16 protein-coding genes are annotated in these 17,892 nt (G+C 69.9%); 8 read left to right on the top strand and 8 right to left on the bottom strand.

All coding sequences use genetic code 11. From position 1 onward, the window contains the following. Positions 1 to 41 precede the first annotated feature (41 nt). The 6 genes from G361_RS0119065 to G361_RS51840 all read right to left on the bottom strand — a co-directional run bounded on the left by G361_RS0119065 (position 42) and on the right by G361_RS51840 (position 5,791). Complete coding sequence (locus G361_RS0119065; protein WP_019928704.1) at positions 42 to 809, bottom strand: sirohydrochlorin chelatase; 768 nt, start codon at positions 807 to 809, stop codon at positions 42 to 44. Further along, positions 806 to 2,107, bottom strand: coding sequence for a sulfate adenylyltransferase subunit 1 (locus G361_RS0119060; RefSeq protein WP_019928703.1), 1,302 nt, complete (start codon positions 2,105 to 2,107; stop codon positions 806 to 808). Before G361_RS0119060 ends, G361_RS0119065 begins: the two co-directional genes overlap by 4 nt. Continuing rightward, a complete protein-coding gene (cysD, locus tag G361_RS0119055) occupies positions 2,107 to 3,048 on the bottom strand; it encodes a sulfate adenylyltransferase subunit CysD (RefSeq protein WP_019928702.1) in 942 nt (313 codons plus the stop codon). The genes G361_RS0119060 and cysD overlap by 1 nt, the downstream gene beginning before the upstream one ends. After that, positions 3,045 to 3,761: a phosphoadenylyl-sulfate reductase gene (locus G361_RS0119050; protein WP_019928701.1), complete on the bottom strand. Its 717-nt coding sequence runs from the start codon at positions 3,759 to 3,761 to the stop codon at positions 3,045 to 3,047. The genes cysD and G361_RS0119050 overlap by 4 nt, the downstream gene beginning before the upstream one ends. Before the next feature lie 14 nt (positions 3,762 to 3,775). Continuing rightward, on the bottom strand, positions 3,776 to 5,578 hold the full coding sequence (locus tag G361_RS0119045) for a nitrite/sulfite reductase (RefSeq protein WP_019928700.1): 1,803 nt from the start codon (positions 5,576 to 5,578) through the stop codon (positions 3,776 to 3,778). Positions 5,579 to 5,698: 120 nt separating this feature from the next. Next, on the bottom strand, positions 5,699 to 5,791 hold the full coding sequence (locus tag G361_RS51840; RefSeq protein WP_369797900.1) for an Ms4527A family Cys-rich leader peptide: 93 nt from the start codon (positions 5,789 to 5,791) through the stop codon (positions 5,699 to 5,701). Positions 5,792 to 6,014: 223 nt separating this feature from the next. Here G361_RS51840 and hemW point away from each other — a divergent pair, with 223 nt between their 5' ends. The 4 genes from hemW (at position 6,015) to G361_RS0119025 (ending at position 10,557) form a co-directional block, all read left to right on the top strand. After that, complete coding sequence (hemW, locus tag G361_RS0119040; protein WP_036495234.1) at positions 6,015 to 7,277, top strand: radical SAM family heme chaperone HemW; 1,263 nt, start codon at positions 6,015 to 6,017, stop codon at positions 7,275 to 7,277. Between the two features lie 272 nt (positions 7,278 to 7,549). Continuing rightward, positions 7,550 to 8,581 (top strand): heat-inducible transcriptional repressor HrcA, encoded by a 1,032-nt coding sequence (gene hrcA / locus G361_RS0119035; RefSeq protein ID WP_026343222.1) that lies wholly within the window; start codon positions 7,550 to 7,552, stop codon positions 8,579 to 8,581. A 76-nt stretch (positions 8,582 to 8,657) separates the two neighbouring features. Continuing rightward, positions 8,658 to 9,809: a molecular chaperone DnaJ gene (dnaJ, locus tag G361_RS0119030; protein WP_019928697.1), complete on the top strand. Its 1,152-nt coding sequence runs from the start codon at positions 8,658 to 8,660 to the stop codon at positions 9,807 to 9,809. A gap of 7 nt (positions 9,810 to 9,816) precedes the next feature. Continuing rightward, positions 9,817 to 10,557 (top strand): 16S rRNA (uracil(1498)-N(3))-methyltransferase, encoded by a 741-nt coding sequence (locus tag G361_RS0119025; RefSeq protein ID WP_019928696.1) that lies wholly within the window; start codon positions 9,817 to 9,819, stop codon positions 10,555 to 10,557. Between the two features lie 22 nt (positions 10,558 to 10,579). On the opposite strand, the gene G361_RS0119020 is transcribed toward G361_RS0119025, so the two are convergent. Continuing rightward, entirely contained in the window at positions 10,580 to 11,020 is a 441-nt protein-coding gene (locus tag G361_RS0119020) for a zinc-ribbon domain-containing protein (RefSeq protein ID WP_019928695.1), read from the bottom strand. 157 nt (positions 11,021 to 11,177) lie between these two features. On the opposite strand from G361_RS0119020, the gene G361_RS44110 reads away from it, so the two are divergent. Beyond that, positions 11,178 to 12,560, top strand: a complete 1,383-nt coding sequence (locus tag G361_RS44110; protein ID WP_019928694.1) for an LCP family protein — start codon at positions 11,178 to 11,180, stop codon at positions 12,558 to 12,560. A gap of 77 nt (positions 12,561 to 12,637) precedes the next feature. After that, on the top strand, positions 12,638 to 14,320 hold the full coding sequence (locus tag G361_RS0119010; protein ID WP_019928693.1) for an LCP family protein: 1,683 nt from the start codon (positions 12,638 to 12,640) through the stop codon (positions 14,318 to 14,320). Positions 14,321 to 14,345: 25 nt separating this feature from the next. On the opposite strand, the gene G361_RS0119005 is transcribed toward G361_RS0119010, so the two are convergent. Continuing rightward, a complete protein-coding gene (locus tag G361_RS0119005; RefSeq protein ID WP_019928692.1) occupies positions 14,346 to 15,551 on the bottom strand; it encodes an MFS transporter in 1,206 nt (401 codons plus the stop codon). Between the two features lie 101 nt (positions 15,552 to 15,652). Here G361_RS0119005 and G361_RS0119000 point away from each other — a divergent pair, with 101 nt between their 5' ends. Continuing rightward, positions 15,653 to 16,579: a LysR family transcriptional regulator gene (locus G361_RS0119000; RefSeq protein WP_019928691.1), complete on the top strand. Its 927-nt coding sequence runs from the start codon at positions 15,653 to 15,655 to the stop codon at positions 16,577 to 16,579. A 218-nt stretch (positions 16,580 to 16,797) separates the two neighbouring features. Continuing rightward, a complete protein-coding gene (locus tag G361_RS44105) occupies positions 16,798 to 17,820 on the top strand; it encodes a PhoH family protein (RefSeq protein WP_019928690.1) in 1,023 nt (340 codons plus the stop codon). The last annotated feature ends 72 nt before the right edge of the window (positions 17,821 to 17,892 follow it).

Genomic DNA, 17,892 nt, shown 5'->3' with positions numbered 1-17,892 from the left:
CGACGAAGGACTGCCGGTCGTTTGCCCGGAATGCCGCGCGCTCAGGCGGACAACGGCAGGGGCAGGGCCGTGGTGTAGCGGTCGAGGACGACCTCGACCAAACCCGGGTGAGCGCCGAGCGTGGCGGCGAAGCGGTGATCGCCGGCGGCGGCGTGCAGCCGGTCGGTGAGGCGTCCGGGCGCCAGGAACCAGGGGGCGACCACGATCCGGTCGCAGCCCTGCTCGCGTAGCCGGGCGGTCGCCTCGGGCAGCGCGGGTTCGGTGGTGGCGAAACAGATTTCGGCTCGCCAGGCCGTGCCCGCGATGAGCGAGCGAACCAGTCGGCGCGTGCGATCGTTGGCCGCGGGAGAGGAGGCGCCGACGGCCGCCACGGCAACTCCGAGTCCCGGATCGCGCGGATCGGCGCCGGTATCCAGGACCCGATCGCGCAACGCGGTGATCAGCCGGGGATCCGGGCCGAGCACGCCGGCCTGGGTGAGATCCAGGTATGGATGCCGGGAGCGGCCCGCCGCCAGCAGGCCGGGCAGGTCCACTCGCGCATGGAAGGCGCTGCCGAGCAACAACGGAACCACGACCCCGGCCCGATGCCCCGCGGCGGCAACGGCATCCACCGCGCGGTCCACCGACGGTGCGTTCAGGTCCAGGAAGGCCGGATATACGGCGAGCTCCGGCCGGGCCGCCGCGACCGCCGCCACCACCTCGGAAACCGTTGCGGCGGAACGAGGATCGCGGCTGCCGTGCGCCACCAGCACGAGCGCCGGTCGCCCGGTGTTCGTGAGCCCGGGACGGTACAGGAGCAGCGGGATCATCGCGGCGCCGGTGCGCCGACCTCGACGGCGGTCAGGGCGTCGCCGACCAGGCCCGCGGCCAGTGTGTTACCGCCGGCCGGATCGATCAACAGGAAGCTGCCGGTGTGCCGGTTCAACCGGTAGTCGTCGGCCACGATCGGATCGGCGACCCGCACCGAGATGCGCCCGATATCGTTGAGCGACAACGACTCCGGACCCGGATCGGCGGACAGGTTCTGTTCGTCGAAGCGCTCGATCAGCGCGCCGACGATGGCCTGGGTGGTGCGGGTGCCGTGCTTGAGCAGCAAGCGGGCGCCCGCGCGCAGCGGCTTGTCGCCGAGCCAGCAGACGGTGGCGTCGAAGGCGTCGACCGGCTCCGGAGCGTCGGCCACCGCGGCGATCACGTCACCGCGTGAGACGTCCACGTCGTCGGCCAGGACCAGGGTGACGCTGCGGCCCGGCTGCGCGGAAGTCAGCTCCCCGTCCGGAGTGTCGATGCGCTCCACCGTGGTGCGGGTGCCCGAGGGCAGCACCACGACCTCGTCGCCCTTCGCGACGACGCCCGCGGCGACCTGACCGGCGTATCCGCGATAGTCCGGATATTCGGCGGTGCGCGGGCGGATCACGTACTGCACCGGGAACCGCAGGCCGACCCGGTGCCGACCGAAGCTGTCGGCGTCGACCGGCACCGATTCCAGATGTTCGATCAGCGAGGGTCCGTCGTAGAAGGGGGTCTTCGTCGAGCGCGAGGCGACATTGTCGCCGTGCAGCGCGGACACCGGGATCTCCTGCACATCCTCGGCCGCCCAGCCGAGAGTGGCGGTCAACTCCCGGAATTCGGCCCGGATGGTGTCGAAGACCGCGGACGGGTCGTCGACCAGATCGATCTTGTTCACCGCGAGCACCAGCCGCGGCACACCCAGCAGCGCCATCACCGCCGCGTGCCGGCGGGTCTGCTCGATGACGCCCTTGCGCGCGTCGACGAGCAGGATCACCAGCTGTGCGGTGGACGCGCCGGACACCGTGTTGCGGGTGTACTGCACGTGCCCCGGGGTGTCGGCGAGCACGAAAGTCCGTGCGGGCGTGGCGAAGTAGCGGTATGCCACGTCGATGGTGATGCCCTGCTCGCGTTCCGCGCGCAGACCGTCGACCAGCAGCGAGAGGTCCGGGGTGGCCAGGCCCTTGTCGACCGAGGCGCGGGTGACCGCGTCGATCTGGTCGGCCAGCACGGATTTCGTGTCGTACAGCAGGCGTCCGACCAGTGTGGACTTGCCGTCGTCGACACTGCCGGCGGTGGCCAGTCGTAACAGGTCGGACATCAGAAATAACCCTCTCGCTTGCGATCTTCCATGGCGGCCTCCGACACCCGGTCGTCGCCACGGGTGGCGCCGCGTTCGGTGAGCCGGGAGGCGGCCACCTCGGCGAGGATCGCCTCGTTGTCGGCGGCGTCGGAAATGATTGCGCCGGTGGTGGATCCGTCGCCGACGGTGCGATACCGCACCGACTTCACCAGCAGTTCCTCGTCGTCGCGCGGACCGCCCCAGCTGCCCGGGGTCATCCACATGCCGTCGCGCTGGTACACCGGCCGCTCGTGCGCGTAGTAGATCGTGGCCAATTCCACGTTCTCCCGTGCGATGTAGCGCCAGATGTCCAGTTCGGTCCAGTTCGACAGCGGGAACACCCGCACGTGCTCACCCGGCGCGTGCCGGCCGTTGTACAGATTCCACAGCTCCGGCCGCTGCCGCTTCGGATCCCAGCGCCCGAACGCGTCGCGCAGCGAGAAGATCCGCTCCTTGGCGCGCGAACGCTCCTCGTCGCGCCGCCCGCCGCCGAACACCGCGTCGAACCGGTGCTCGGTGATGGCGTCCAGCAGCGGCACCGTCTGCAGCGGGTTGCGGATGCCGTCCGGCCGCTCCTGCAGCCGGCCGTCGGCCAGATACTCCTCGACCGACGCGACATGCAGTCGCAGCCCGTACTTCTCGACCACGCGATCGCGGAAGTCCAGCACCTCCGGCAGGTTGTGCCCGGTATCCACGTGCAGCAGCGCGAACGGCAGCGGCGCGGGCCAGAAGGCCTTGAGCGCCAGGTGCAGCAGCACGGTGGAGTCCTTGCCGCCGGAGAACAGGATCACCGGCCGCTCGAACTCGCCCGCGACCTCGCGGAAGATGTGCACGGATTCGCTCTCCAGCGCGGAGAGCGTGTCGAATTCGTCGAGCGCGGCCAGCACGTCGGAATCACTGGTGAGGTCTGCTGTGGTCATGACTGGTGCAACCCGCATTCGGTCTTGGCGAGGCCGGCCCAGCGGCCGCTTCGCGGATCGGCTCCCGGTTCCGGCTTCCGCGTGCACGGAGCGCAACCGATGGACGGATACCCCTCCTCCACCAAGGGATTGACCAGAATGCCGTGTTCGGCGATGTAGCCGGCCATCTCGTCGTCGGACCAGGCGGCGATCGGGTTGATCTTCACCAGGCCGAAGCCCTCGTCGAAGGAGATCAGGGGAGCGTTGGCGCGGGTCGGCGCCTCCACCCGGCGGATGCCGGTGACCCAGGCGTTGTAGCGGGTCAGCGAATTGCCCAGCGGCACCACCTTGCGCAGCCGGCAGCACTCGTTCGGCTCGCGCTCGAAGAGGTTCCGGCCCAGCAGCGAATCCTGTTCGGCCACGGTGTGTTCCGGCGTCACGTTGACGATGTTCACGCCGTACACCAGTTCGGCCGCGTCGCGGGTGCCGATGGTCTCGGCGAAGTGGTAGCCGGTGTCCAGGAAGAGTACGTCCACGCCCGCGCGGACCTGCGCGGCCAGATGTACCAGCGCCGCGTCCTGCATGTTCGAGGCGACGATGTAGCCGGGGCCGAAGGTTTCGTCGGTCCAGCGCAGCAGGTCGGACGCGGTGGCGTCCGGACCCAGTTGCGCCGCACCGTCTTCGGCGATCCGCCGCAGCTCGGACTCGGACAGCTTCTCCAAAGTGGTTGCCATGTCAGAAACTCCCGTTACCGTAGGTCGGCTTCGTCGGTGCGGACGGCCCACTGGGCGAACCGTTCACCCTCGGCGCGGCCCTTGACGAAATTGCGCACGACGCGCTCGATGTAGTCGCCGACCTCGTCGCCGGTCACCTTGTGCTGACGCAACTTTCGGCCGAAACCGCTGTCGAGGCCGAGGCTGCCACCGAGGTGAACCTGGAAACCCTCGATCTGATTCCCGTCGCCGTCGTCGACCAGCTGGCCCTTGAAGCCGATGTCGGCGATCTGGGACCGGCCGCAGGAATTGGGGCAGCCGTTGATGTTGATGGTGATCGGCACGTCCAGCTGCGTGTTGATATCGGCCAGCCGCTGCTCCAGATCGGGCGCGAGCACCTGGGACCGCTTGCGGGTCTCGGTGTAGGAGAGCTTGCAGAACTCGATACCGCTGCACGCCAGCAGATTTCGCCGCCACATCGACGGACGGGCGTGCAGGCCCAGCGGTTCCAGCTCGGCGATCAGCTGCTCGACCTTGTCGTCGGCGACGTCGAGCACGATCAGCTTCTGATACGGGGTGAACCGGACCCGGTCGGCGCCGGCCCGCGTCATCGCGTCGGCCACCGCGGTGAGCACGGTGCCCGAGACGCGGCCCGCGATCGGGGTGAAGCCGACGGCGTTGAGCCCGTTGCGCAGCCGCTGCACGCCGACATGGTCGATCGGCCGCTCGGGGCGCGCCGGCGCGGGACCGTCGACGAGCTTCCGCTTCAGGTACTCGTCCTCCAGCACCTGCCGGAACTTCTCGATGCCCCAGTCCTTGACCAGGAACTTCAGCCGCGCCTTGCTGCGCAGCCGGCGGTAGCCGTAGTCGCGGAACAGCGCGACGACCGCCTCCCACACCTCGGGCACCTCGTCCAGCGGCACCCAGGCGCCGACGCGCTGCGCCAGCATCGGGTTGGTGGACAGGCCGCCGCCGACCCACAGGTCCAGGCCGGGGCCGTGCTCCGGATGTTCGACGCCGACGAAGGCGACGTCGTTGATCTCGTGCACCACGTCCTGCTGGCCGGAGATCGCGGTCTTGAACTTGCGCGGCAGGTTGGAGTACTCCTTCTTGCCGATGTAGCGGCGCACGATCTCCTCGATCGCCGGGGTGGCGTCGATGATCTCGTCGAAGGATTCCCCTGCCAGCGGCGAGCCCAGCACGACGCGGGGGCAGTCGCCGCACGCCTCGGTGGTCTGCAGGCCGACGGCCTCGATGCGCTTCCAGATCTCCGGGACGTTCTCGATCTCGATCCAGTGGTACTGGACGTTCTCCCGGTCCGACAGGTCGGCGGTGTCGCGGGCGAATTCGGTCGAGATCGTCCCCAGCGTCCGCAGCTGCTCGGTGTTCAGCGCGCCGCCGTCGCAGCGGATGCGCATCATGAAGTAGCGGGCCTCGAGGATGTCGAGGTTGTCGTCGCCGGTCCAGGTGCCGTCGTAACCCTGCTCACGCTGGGTGTAGAGACCCCACCAGCGGAACCGGCCGCGCAGATCGGCCTTGTCGATCGAGTCGAAGCCGCCGGGTGCGTAGATGTTCTCGATACGCGCGCGGACGTTGAGCGGGTTGTCGTCCTTCTTGCTCTGCTCGTTCGGATTCAGCGGCTCCCGGTAACCCAGGGCCCACTGTCCCTCCGACTTGCGGCGGACGGGTTTGCCCGCGGTGCGCTGGCGCGGTCCGGCGACCTCCTCACGCGGACGGGCCCGGCGTTCCCGGGCGGCGGCGGCGCGCTCGCGCGCGGCATGCTCGCGCGCGGAGTCGAGAGATTCTGGTGTGGGACCGGCGTCGGTGCTCGACGTCATAGGGTCGCTCCTGCAGGTGTGGATCAGGCCTGACGACAGGGGGAGGGGCTGGCTCACGCCTGGCGGTGACACGGCCGGGAGGGGCGGCGCCGGAAGGAGGGCGCCGGAAGAAAGGCCGGACTACCGGAGGCGATCCGGCAGACAGCAGGCGCTGCAGACACGCTTGTAGTCGACGTGGCGACGTGCCACCAGTCGGACTCCAAGTTCGGTCATAGTGCCTATTGTGCCATGTGAACAGGGTCTTTCCGACCTCGGGTCCATATTTTCCTTCATTTCGGGGGAAATCCCCTGGACGGACGTCCCAAATTGTGAGATCCGTCATATAACGACCGTCCGGTTGCCGTCTTACGGTGTCGAACGGACCGCCGGCGCCGCCGCGCCGAGCGCTTCCGGACTCCGCCGCCGGGCGCGCCGCTGCGCGTGCGGGAATCCGCCCCTGCGCGGAACCGGACGACCGACCGTTCACACTGGTGGGGTGAGTTCGCTGACCTCGTCCCCGCCGCCGGCCGCCGCGCCGGCCACCGAGGCGCTCGAACCGGTGCTGCGCGATTTCGGGACCGGGCCGTTCGGCGTCTACGTGCACGTACCCTTCTGCGCGACCCGGTGCGGCTATTGCGACTTCAACACCTATACCGCCGGTGAGCTGGGCAGTTCGGCCTCGCCGCAATCCTGGCTGGCGGCTCTGCGTGGCGAGTTGTCCACCGCTGCAGGGCTTTTCGCGGAGCTGCCGAGTCCACAGCCGGAGGTGTCGACCATCTTCGTCGGCGGCGGCACCCCGTCGCTGCTCGGCGGCGACGGGCTGGCCGAGGTCCTCGCCGCGATCCGCGCGCACTTCCCGCTCGCCGCCGATGCCGAGATCTCCACGGAATCGAATCCGGAATCCACCTCACCGGCGTTCTTCGAGCGGCTGCGCGCGGCCGGTTACACCCGGGTGTCGCTGGGGATGCAGTCCGCCGCCGAGCACGTACTGCGGGTGCTGGACCGCACCCACACCCCGGGCCGGGCCGTCGCGGCGGCCCGCGAGGCGCGCGCGGCCGGATTCGAGCACGTCAACCTCGATCTCATCTACGGCACCCCCGGCGAGTCCGATGCCGACCTCGACGCCTCGCTGGACGCGGTGCTGGCCGCGGGCGTCGATCACGTGTCGGCCTACTCCCTGATCGTCGAGGACGGCACCGCGCTGGCCCGCCGGGTCCGCCGCGGTGAACTGCCCGCCCCGGACGACGACGTCCTCGCCGCGCGCTACGAACGCATCGATCGCCGGCTCTCGGCGGCCGGACTGGACTGGTACGAGGTCTCCAACTGGGCCGCGGGCCCGGACGCGCGCTGCCGGCACAACCTCGGTTATTGGGACGCCGGCGACTGGCTCGGCGCCGGACCGGGCGCGCACAGCCACCTCGGCGGGGTGCGCTGGTGGAATGTGAAGCATCCGGCCCGATACGCCGATCGGGTCGCCGCCGGGGGCTTGCCCGCGGCCGGCTGGGAGACCCTCGGCGCCGACGAGCGCTATCTGGAACGGGTCATGCTGACGGTCCGGCTGCGTAGCGGGCTGGCGCTGGCGGATCTCGATACGGCCGGGCGCACCGCCGCCGAGCAGGTCGTCGCCGACGGCCTGGCCGTCCGGACCGGCGAGCACCTGGTCCTGACCGACCGCGGCCGGCTGCTCGCCGACGCCGTCGTCCGTACGTTGCTGACATGACGCCGAGGAGGGGAACGACGAGTGAACCCGATATCGGGTGCCGCCGCGCGCGCACGATCGTCCGTGCGGCCGGATCGGGGTGAGCGAGCTATCGGCGCGTCGCCATTTAAACTGGATTTCGGATGAACCCGGGAATCCGTTTCGATGACTCGCACGGCGAGCATGTCGACAGCTCGCGCCGCGAGTGGGCCGACGACTCGCACGCCGAGGTTGTCGGCGGCTCGTGCATGGACGCGGGCCCGGCGAATGAGGCGAACGAGGAGGTGGGGCCCATGTCGAGTACCGAGCAACGGCGACTCGAGGTCCTGCGCGCGATCGTCGCGGACTATATCGCGACCAAGGAGCCGATCGGTTCGAAGAGCCTGGTGGATCGGCACAATCTGGGCGTCTCCAGCGCTACGGTCCGCAACGATATGGCGGTACTCGAGGCCGAGGGTTACATCACCCAGCCGCACACCAGCTCCGGCCGGATCCCCACCGACAAGGGCTACCGCCAGTTCGTCGACAACATCTCCGAGGTCAAGCCGCTGTCGGGGGCCGAGCGGCGGGCCATCCTGGACTTCCTCGAGAGCGGCGTCGACCTGGACGACGTGCTGCGCCGCGCGGTCCGGCTGCTGGCCCAGCTGACCCGGCAGGTCGCCATGGTGCAGTACCCCACGGTCTCGGCGTCCACCGTGCGCCACCTCGAGGTGGTCGCGCTGAATCCGGCCCGGTTGCTGCTGGTGGTCATCACCGACACCGGCCGCGTCGACCAGCGGCTGGTCGATCTGGGCGCGATCATCGACGACGAGGATCTCGCGGTGCTGCGCGCCATGCTCGGCACGGCGATGGACGGCAAGCGGCTCGCGGTCGCCTCCAAATCGGTGGCCGAGCTGCCCGAACGGTCGCCGAGCCGACTGCGCGACGTGCTCATCCGGGTCGCCACCGTGCTGGTGGAGACGCTGGTCGAGCATCCCGAGGAGCGGCTGGTCCTGGGTGGCACCGCCAATCTGACCCGCAACGGCGGCGATTTCGGCTTCCCCGGATCGCTGCGCGCGGTCCTGGAGGCGCTGGAGGAGCAGGTGGTGGTGTTGAAACTGCTGGCCGCCGCGCAGCATCCCGGCATGGTGACCGTCCAGATCGGCGAGGAGACCAAGGTCGAGCAGATGCGCGGCACCTCGGTGGTGTCGACCGGGTACGGTGTGCCGGGTACCGTGCTCGGAGCCATGGGGGTGCTCGGCCCGACCCGCATGGACTACCCCGGAACGATCGCGTCGGTCGCCGCGGTGGCGAGGTACATCGGCGAGGTGCTCGCCGAACGATGAACGTACTGCGGCACGACAGGGCAGCTGGGGTGCGAATCAGCTGCGGCACATATTCGGAACAGGACTAGAGACTCACGTGGCACGGGACTACTACGGAATTCTCGGCGTCGGCCGCACCGCGACCGACCAGGAGATCAAGCGCGCCTACCGGCGGCTGGCGCGGGAACTGCACCCGGATGTCAACCCCGATCCGGACGCGCAGGAGAAGTTCCGCGACGTATCCGCCGCCTACGAGGTGCTGAGCGACCCGGAGAAGCGGCGCATCGTCGACATGGGCGGCGATCCGCTCGGCGCCGCCACGGCCGGTGGATTCAGCGGCGCCGGATTCGGCGGCCTCGGCGACGTGTTCGAGGCGTTCTTCGGCGGCATGAACACCGGGGGAACCCCGCGGGGCAAGCCGCGCGGCCGGGTGCAGCCGGGCGCGGATTCGCTGCTGCGCACCCGGCTCTCGCTGGCCGAATGCGCCGTCGGCGTCACCAAGCACCTGACCGTCGACACCGCCGTACTGTGCGATGTGTGCCAGGGGGCGGGCACCAACGGCAACTCCAAGCCGGTGCGCTGCGAGACCTGTGGCGGCGCCGGCGAGGTGCAGACGGTGCAGCGTTCCTTCCTCGGCCAGGTGATGACCTCCCGGCCGTGTCCCACCTGTCGCGGTGCGGGCGAGACGATTCCGGATCCCTGCCGCAAGTGCGGCGGCGACGGCCGGGTGCGGGCCCGCCGCGAGATCGCCGCGCCGATCCCGGCCGGTGTCGCCAACGGCATGCGGGTGCGGCTGGCCGCACAGGGTGAGGTCGGCCCCGGCGGCGGTCCCGCCGGCGATCTGTACGTCGAGATCGTCGAGCAGCCGCACGACACCTTCGTCCGCGACGGCGACGACCTGCACTGCACCGTCCGGGTTCCGATGGTCGACGCCGCGCTCGGCACCACCGTCGTGGTCGACACCATCCTCGACGGCCCCACCGAGCTGACCATCCCGCCGGGCACCCAGCCGGGCGAGGTGTCGGTACTGCGCGGCCACGGCATGCCGAAACTGCGCTCCACCTCGCGCGGCGACCTGCTGGCCCACCTCGACATCGTGGTCCCGGCCAAGCTCGACGCCAAACAGGTCGACCTGCTGCGCAAGTACAAGGCGCTGCGCAACGGTGAGCGCTCCGAGGTGCTGACGGCCGGTTCGGAGCACAACAGCGGCCTGTTCGCGCGCCTGCGGGCATCCTTCAGCGGCCGCTGAAACATCCGTGGCCGCAACGGTTTTCTATCTCGACGAGATTCCGGCGCCGGGCGGGGTCGCGGTGCTGGCCGGTCCGGAGGGCCGGCACGCGGCCACCGTGCGGCGCATCCGGATCGGCGAGCCGATCACGCTGTCCGACGGCGCGGGTCTGCTCGCCGACTCCGAGGTGATCGCCACCGGTAAGGACCGGCTGGACCTGCTGGTGCTGAATCGCGTTGTCGCCGAACCGGTCACACCACCGGTGACGATCGTGCAGGCCCTGCCGAAGTCGGACCGCTCGGAACTGGCCGTGGAACTCATGACCGAGGCCGGCGCCGACGTGATCGTGCCGTGGCAGGCCGCGCGCTGCGTCGCCAGCTGGGAACGCAAGGCGGACAAGGGTGTCGAGAAATGGCGGGCCGCCGCGCGTGCGGCCGCCCGGCAATCCCGCCGCGCCTACATCCCGGAGGTGGCCGAACTGCACCGCACCGCGGATGTCGTGGAACTGATCCGGACGACGGTGGCGGGCGGCGGTACGGCCGCCGCCCTGCACGAATCCGGTGCGGGCCGCTTCACCGAACTACCGCTGGCCGCGGCGTCCGGCATCGTGCTGATCGTGGGCCCCGAAGGCGGCCTCGACGATGCCGAGATCGCCGCCTTCACCGACGCGGGCGCGCAGGCGGTCCTGCTGGGCCCGACCGTCCTGCGCACCTCCACGGCGGCCGCGGTCGCCCTCGGCGCGCTCGGCGCGCTGACGGCCCGCTGGTAGGTGTCGCCCGCTCGGACGGTGCTCAGCGCTGCGGGTACGGATACGGCGGTTGCTGCTGCCGGTAGGTCTGCTGCTGCTGCGGGTAGCCCGGCTGCTGGTACGGCTGCTGGGGCTGCTGCTGGTGGGGCATCGACTGCTGGAGTTGCTGATTCGGCTGCGCCATCGCCGGAGCCGGTGCGCCCCACGGCTGCTGGTACGGCTGCGGCGGCTGCTGCTGCGGCGGCACGCCCTGCGCCAGCGCGAGCATCTCCGGCACCCGATCCTTCGGGACATCCGACGGCGCGCCGCAGAAGGTGCACTGCAGGGTGTGCTTGGTGCTGAGCGGGATCAGCGGAATGAAGAACAGGGTGAACCAGGTGACGACCTTGCGAAGCGTGTGCGCCGCCGGATTGTGGCAGTTGCCGCACACCAGAGTGATCATGGCCAGTTGCGTGACGCTACGGCGCCAGCCCCAGATGAGCATTGTGAACCCCCGATAGGTTGCGAGTCGATCGGCGAGACTGTACTCGCGCGGTAGAGGTAGTTCCAGTGGCGGGAACGGTCCATACGGCCCGGGGTCCGGTGGTGACGGGGCACACAGCGTTCGGCGCGATGTCCGATTCGTCCCTACCATGAATCGTATGAGGATCGGTCGGCGGCGTTCGGCCACAGCAGAGCCCGGTGTCGCACAGCCGGACTCGGAGGGTGACGGCGTACCGTCGCCCCGGTCGGCCCGGCACCGATACGTCGTCGCCGGTCGGATCGGGGTGCGGCTGCTCGCCGCGCTGGTCGCGCTCGCGATCCTCGCCGGAACCGGCTGGGCGTGGCGAAGTTATCACACCGCCGTGGCCGATGTCATCGTTTCCGAGGCGCTGCACGACACCCCGCGATCGCCCGGCGCGGACCGCAACATCCTCGTGATGGGCCTGGACAGCCGGCTGGACGAGCACGGAAAACCGTTGCCGCAGGACATGTACGACGCGCTGCACGCCGGTGACGATTCCGTCGGCGGCCACAATGCGAATGTGCTCATCCTGCTGCACATTCCGGGTGACGGCTCGCGGGCCACCGCGATCTCGATCCCGCGCGACGACTACGTCGCACTGGACCCCGCCGCCTGTGCCGCGGCCGCCTGCAAGGGAAAGATCAAGCAGGCCTACGGTTTCGCCTACGCGCGCGCCAAATCGGCATTCGCGAGCACGGTGACCGACCCCGTCGATCTGGAGCAGCGCTCCCGCGACGCCGGCCGCAAGGCCGAGATCGCCACGGTCCGGGCCTTTCTCGGCGGCGTGCCGATCGACCACTTCGTCGAGGTGACCCTCGTCGCGTTCTTCCAGATCGCCGGCATGGTGCAGCCGATCACGGTGTGCCTCAACGAGAACACCGCCGATCCCTACTATTCCGGGGCCGATTTCCGCCGCGGTGTCCAGCAGATCGACGCCGCGCAGGCGATGGCCTTCGTGCGGCAGCGCCGCGACCCGCATCCGAACCTGGACTTCACCGATCTGGACCGGACCCGGCGGCAGCAGGCCTTCATCGTCTCCGTGGCCCGCAAACTCCAGGACGACGGCACGCTCACCGATCTGGGCACGGTATCGGGCCTGCTGTCGGTCGCCGAGCGGAACCTCGCGGTCGACGTCGGCCTCGATCTGCCGCAATTCGCCTCGCAGGCTTCGGATCTCATGTCCGGCGGGCTGACGCTGTACACCCTGCCGATCAAGGAGTTCGCCACCACCACCGCGGGTGAGGACGTCAACATGGTCGATCCGGCCGGGATCCGCACCATCGTGCACAATTTGATCGATCCCACCGGCGACCCGTCCTGGTCGTCGGCCCTCGCCGCCGGACCGCCCGGAACCGCCGGGCCGGGGCCCGCGGCCACCGCACCCGGCAGCACCGCATCCGCGCCGGTCACCACCCCTGCCGCGCCGCCGCTGGTGTCCGCCACCGCGCCCGGTGTCGCGGCGCCCGCGGTGACCGATCTGTCCAGCATGGATGCCGGTGGCATACCCTGCGTCAAGTAGTTCCCGGGCGGGTGGCGCATGTGAGACAGCACCACCGGCTCGGCACCGGCGGGCATCGATCCCTATATTCGGTCTGTATGGCGCGCGTAGGTGAGTATCCGCGAAGACAGACGGACCCGGTCGATCCGGCGACCGTCCCGATCCGGCCGTACACCGCACCCCGCCGCCCGCGCCGGCCACCCCGCCGTCGCACCTCACCCGCACTGGTGGCGGGCAGGTCCGTGGTCGCCCTGGCCGCCGTGCTGGTCCTGGTCGGTACCGGGGCGGTGTGGCACACCTATCATTCGGCGCTGTCCGGGGTGACGACCTCGCAGGCGCTCGACGACGGCCCGAAATCCGCCGGCGCGGACCAGAACATCCTCGTCATGGGCCTGGACAGCCGCCTCGACGAGCACGGAAATCCGTTGCCGCAGGACATGTACGACGCACTGCACGCCGGCGACGACAGCGAGGGCGGTTACAACTCGAATGTGCTGATCCTCATGCACATTCCGGGCGACGGCTCCAAATCGACCGCGATCTCGATCCCGCGCGACGACTACGTCCCGCTGGATCCGGCCGCCTGCGGCGGATCCACCTGCAAGGGCAAGGTCAAACAGGCCTACGGCCTGGCCTATCAGGCGACGAAGGACAAACTGACCTCGACGGTCAAGGATCCCGTCGAACTCGAGCAGCGCTCCCGCGACGCCGGCCGCAAGGCCGAGATCGCCACGGTACGAACCTTTCTCGGCGGCGTGCCGATCGACCACTTCGTCGAGGTGACCCTCGTCGCGTTCTTCCAGATCGCGCAGGCGGTGCAGCCGATCACGGTGTGCCTCAACGAGAACACCTCGGACAAATTCTTCTCCGGCGCCGATTTCCACAAGGGCGAGCAGCAGATCAACGCCGAGCAGGCCATGGCCTTCGTCCGGCAGCGCCGCGACCCGGATCCGGATCTGAACTTCACCGATATGGACCGCACCCGGCGGCAGCAGGCGTTCATCGTCTCGCTGGCCCGGCAGTTGCAGGACAGCGGCACCCTCACCAACCTCGGCAAACTGCGCAGCCTGCTCGATATCGCGAAACAGAACATCGCCATCGACAGCGGGCTGGATCCGATGCAGTTCGCTCAGCGCGCCTCGACCATGATGTCCGGCGGTATGTCGCTGTTCACGCTGCCGGTGGTCGATTTCGGTCAGGACGATCTCGGCGAGGACGTCAACATCGTCGACATCCCGACGATCCGGGCCACGGTCCGCGAACTGCTCTCGCCGTCCGGCTCCGCGCCGAGCAGCAGTACGGCGTCCGGGACCGCCACCGTCACCGTGCCGATCCCGGCGGCGACGGGGGTCACGGTGAACGTGGTCAACGGTTCCGACCAGAACGGCCTGGCCCGCAAAGTCGAACTGGCACTGGTGAATCGGGGATTCACCGCCGGCGACGCGATCAGCGGCAGTTCCCGCAACACCACCACGATCACCTACGGCACCGGGGCGGATTCCGCGGCCTCGGCGCTCGCGGATCAGCTGGGGCTCAGCGCGACCAAATCGTCCGCGGTGGATTCGCACACCGTCGTCGTCACCATCGGCGCCGATGCCGTCAACAACGCCACGATCTCCGCCCTGGCCGCGAGCGTGCCCGACGACGTCACCTCCGGCGCCACCCCGACCACCACGACCCCGCCGCCCGCGCCGGTCTCGGCCACCGCGACCGGCACCAACTCACCGGCCCCGACCGATCTGTCCTCGATGGAATCCAGCAAGGTGCCCTGCGTGAAGTGAGGATCCGGCGACGCGCACGGACGGATCACCGGCCGGCGCGCTGTGTGGCCGCCGCGATCGCGATCAGGGCCGCCGCGACGCCGGTGAGCGCCACGACATATCCGGTCAGGCCGGCCCAGCCGTAGCGGCCGAACACCCACCCCGCGAGGAGGCCGACCACGGAACTGCCCGCGTAGTAGCAGAACAGGTACAGCGAACTGGCGGCGGCGCGATTACCGATCGCGGCCGTCCCGACCCAGGCGCCGGCGACCGTGTGCGCACCGAAAAACCCTGCGGTACACAGCAGGACGCCGAGGATCACGACCGGCAGGCAGTCCGGCAGGGTGATCAGCACGCCGGCGCACATGGTGGACACGGAGATCGCCAGCACCCGGATGCGGCCGAGTCGATTCACCCAGCGTCCGGCCAGCGTCGCGGTGACCGTGCCCGCGAGATACAGCAGGAAGACGAATCCGGCCACGGCAGGGGACAATTCGAACGGCGACCGGGTCAGCCGATAGCCGAGGAAGTTGTAGACCGAGACGAATCCACCCATCAGCACGAACGCCAGCCCGAACAGCGCGAGCAGGGTGGGGGAGCGCAACTGCGCACCGAGATCCCTTGCCAGGGAACGGATTCGCAACGGCTGCGGCTGCGCGGCCCGCGGCGCCGGCAGCGCTCGCAGGAACCACACCGCACATCCGGCGGCCGCCAGCGCCGCGGTCTCCGCCGCCCACCGCCACGGCAGCGCCTCCAGGGCCAGCGCCGGCAGCAACCGGCAGCCCAGCCCGCCGAGCGTGGTGCCCGCGACGTACACACCCATCGCGGCGCCGAGCCGGTCGCCGCGGATCTCCTCGGCCAGATAGGCCATCGCCACCGCCGGGACACCGGCCACGACCAGGCCCTGCACCGCCCGCCCGGCCAGCAGTACGTCCAGATTCGGACTCCAGGGCAGCAGCAGCCCGATCACCGCCGAACCGACCGTCGACGCGATCATCACCCGCGCGTGCCCGAACCGGCCGGCCAGCGCGCTCACCGGCACGATGGCCAGCGCCAGCACCCCGGTGGTCAGCGAGACCGCCAGCGCCGCCCGCGCCGGGGTCGCGCCGAACGCCGCCGACAGGCTCGGCAGCAGCGCCTGCGCGCTGTACATCGCCGCGAAGGTGGTCACCCCGGCCGCGAAGGCGGCCCGGGTGACGCGGCGTTCGCGGTCGGCGGTGGTCGCGGCGGGAGCGAGGGCGGTGCTGGTCACCCCCTCAGCCTCCGGCTGCGGCGTTCGGAACGGAAATGCATAATGATGTGCTGGTTGATGCGGTGTGTGCATTAGCGGAGACGATCGGGCGGAGTGACGGCATGGCGAGTGACGAGTTGCACTGGTTCACGACGCTGGCCGAACTCGAACACGTCGGGGCGGCCGCCGATCGGTTGCACGTCTCGCAGCCCACGCTGTCGCGGATGCTGGCCCGACTGGAGCGCCGGCTCGATGTCCTGCTGTTCGATCGGCACGGAAAACGGCTGGCGCTCAACGAATTCGGCCGCGTCTACTATGAGCATGCCCGGCGGGCCCGCGCCGAACTGGAGGCCGCCGACCGGACCCTGGCCGATCTGGCGAATCCGGCCCGCGGCGTGGTGCGGCTGTCGTTCCTGCATTCGGTGGGCGCCCGGCTGGTCCCGCAGCTGATCGCCGATTTCCGGCGCGGCTCCGGCCGGGTCACTTTCACCCTGGACCAGGACGGCGCGGAGGCGGTGACCGGCCGGATCCTCGCCGGCGACGCCGACCTGGGCATCGTGTCGCCGCGGCCGGCGGAATCCGGGCTGGCCTGGCGCGCGCTGCTGCGGCAGCGGCTGGCCCTGGCCGTACCGCCGGACCATCGGCTCGCCGGGCTGCGCCGCATCCGGCTCGCCGAGGCCGCCGACGCCGAATTCATCACCACCCACCCGGGTTTCGGTATGCGCCGCATCCTCGACGACCTCAGCGCCGCCGCCGATCTCCGGCCGCGGATCGCGTTCGAATGCAGCGACCTGATCACCGTCACGGGCCTGGTCGCGGCCGGGCTCGGCGTCGCGATCGTGCCGCTCGAGGATCCGGCCCGCCCCGCCACCGGCGGCCCGGTGCTGATCCCGCTGGCCGATCCGGGGGCGACCCGCACGGTGGGCCTGATCTGGTCGGCGGCGGCCGTCCCCTCGGACGTGGTCCGTTCCTTCCGCGATTTCGCCGGTGAATGGGCCGCGGGACGCGCCGCGGACGCGCGCCTCACCTCCGCCGTCGCACGCCCGTGACCTGCGGGTTGCGCTTTATTCATTGGGAGGTGTCGGTACCGCGCGTTAGACTTTTGTCACCGATGAACGACGTTCGAGGCCGCCGGTAACCGCCGGTCTCGAGACCGGAAAGCAGGCCAGAGCAACTTTTGCGAACAACAGGTGACAATGGCGACCCGACCACACCGCTCACCGGTGTCGGGGCCGACGGCAACGGCGGAAGCCCCGCCGCGCGGACAGTGCGCTCCAGTATCGAACTAGCTCCGGAATCCGTCTTCGGCTTCCTCGGGTCCGCCGACGAGAACCTGCGTGAACTCGAAGGGCTGCTCGACGCCGACATCCACGTGCGTGGCAATTCGGTCACCCTGACCGGTAAGGCCCCCGACGTGGCGCTCGCCGAGCGGGTGATCGAACAGCTGGTGGCTCTGACCACCCGCAATCGCATGGTCACCCCGGAGGCGGTCCGGCACACCTTCTCGATGCTGACCGAGGGTTCCTCCGACTCCCCGGCGGAGGTTCTCAGCCTGGACATCCTGTCCCGCCGCGGCAAGATCATCCGCCCCAAGACCCTCAACCAGAAGCGCTACGTCGACGCGATCGACCACCACACCATCGTCTTCGGCATCGGGCCGGCGGGTACGGGCAAGACGTATCTGGCCGTCGCCAAGGCGGTGCAGGCGTTGCAGAACAAGCAGGTCACGCGGATCATCCTGACTCGTCCCGCCGTGGAGGCGGGGGAACGGCTGGGCTTCCTGCCCGGCACGCTGAACGAGAAGATCGACCCGTATCTGCGGCCGCTGTACGACGCGCTGCACGACATGATGGATCCGGAATCCATCCCGAAGCTCATGACCGCGGGTGTCATCGAGGTCGCACCGCTGGCCTACATGCGCGGCCGGAGCCTCAACGATTCCTTCATCATCCTGGACGAGGCGCAGAACACGACCCCGGAACAGATGAAGATGTTCCTGACCCGGCTCGGCTTCGGCTCGAAGGTCGTGGTCACCGGCGATGTCACGCAGATCGACCTGCCCGGCGGCACGGTGTCGGGGCTGCGGCGGGTCAGCGAGATCCTCACCGATATCGACGACATCCACTTCGCCGAGCTGACGTCCAAGGACGTGGTGCGGCACCGGCTGGTCGCCGAGATCGTCGACGCCTACGACCGGTACGAGTCGGAGATGGCGCCGCAGGTGGGCACCGCGCACTACCCGGGCAACCGGGCCCAGCGGCGGGCGGCCGAGCGGGGCGGGCGGCGCTGACCGCGCCGGTCACCCCGGCGGTCGCCGGTGCGCCGGACGTTGCTCGGCGCGTCGTGAGCGGTGGCCTAAGCT

The organism is Nocardia sp. BMG111209, assembly GCF_000381925.1.
In the GTDB taxonomy this organism is placed as follows: domain Bacteria; phylum Actinomycetota; class Actinomycetes; order Mycobacteriales; family Mycobacteriaceae; genus Nocardia.
The sequence above is the reverse complement of the archived record's forward strand: the minus strand, read 5'-3'. Positions and strand labels throughout refer to the sequence as shown.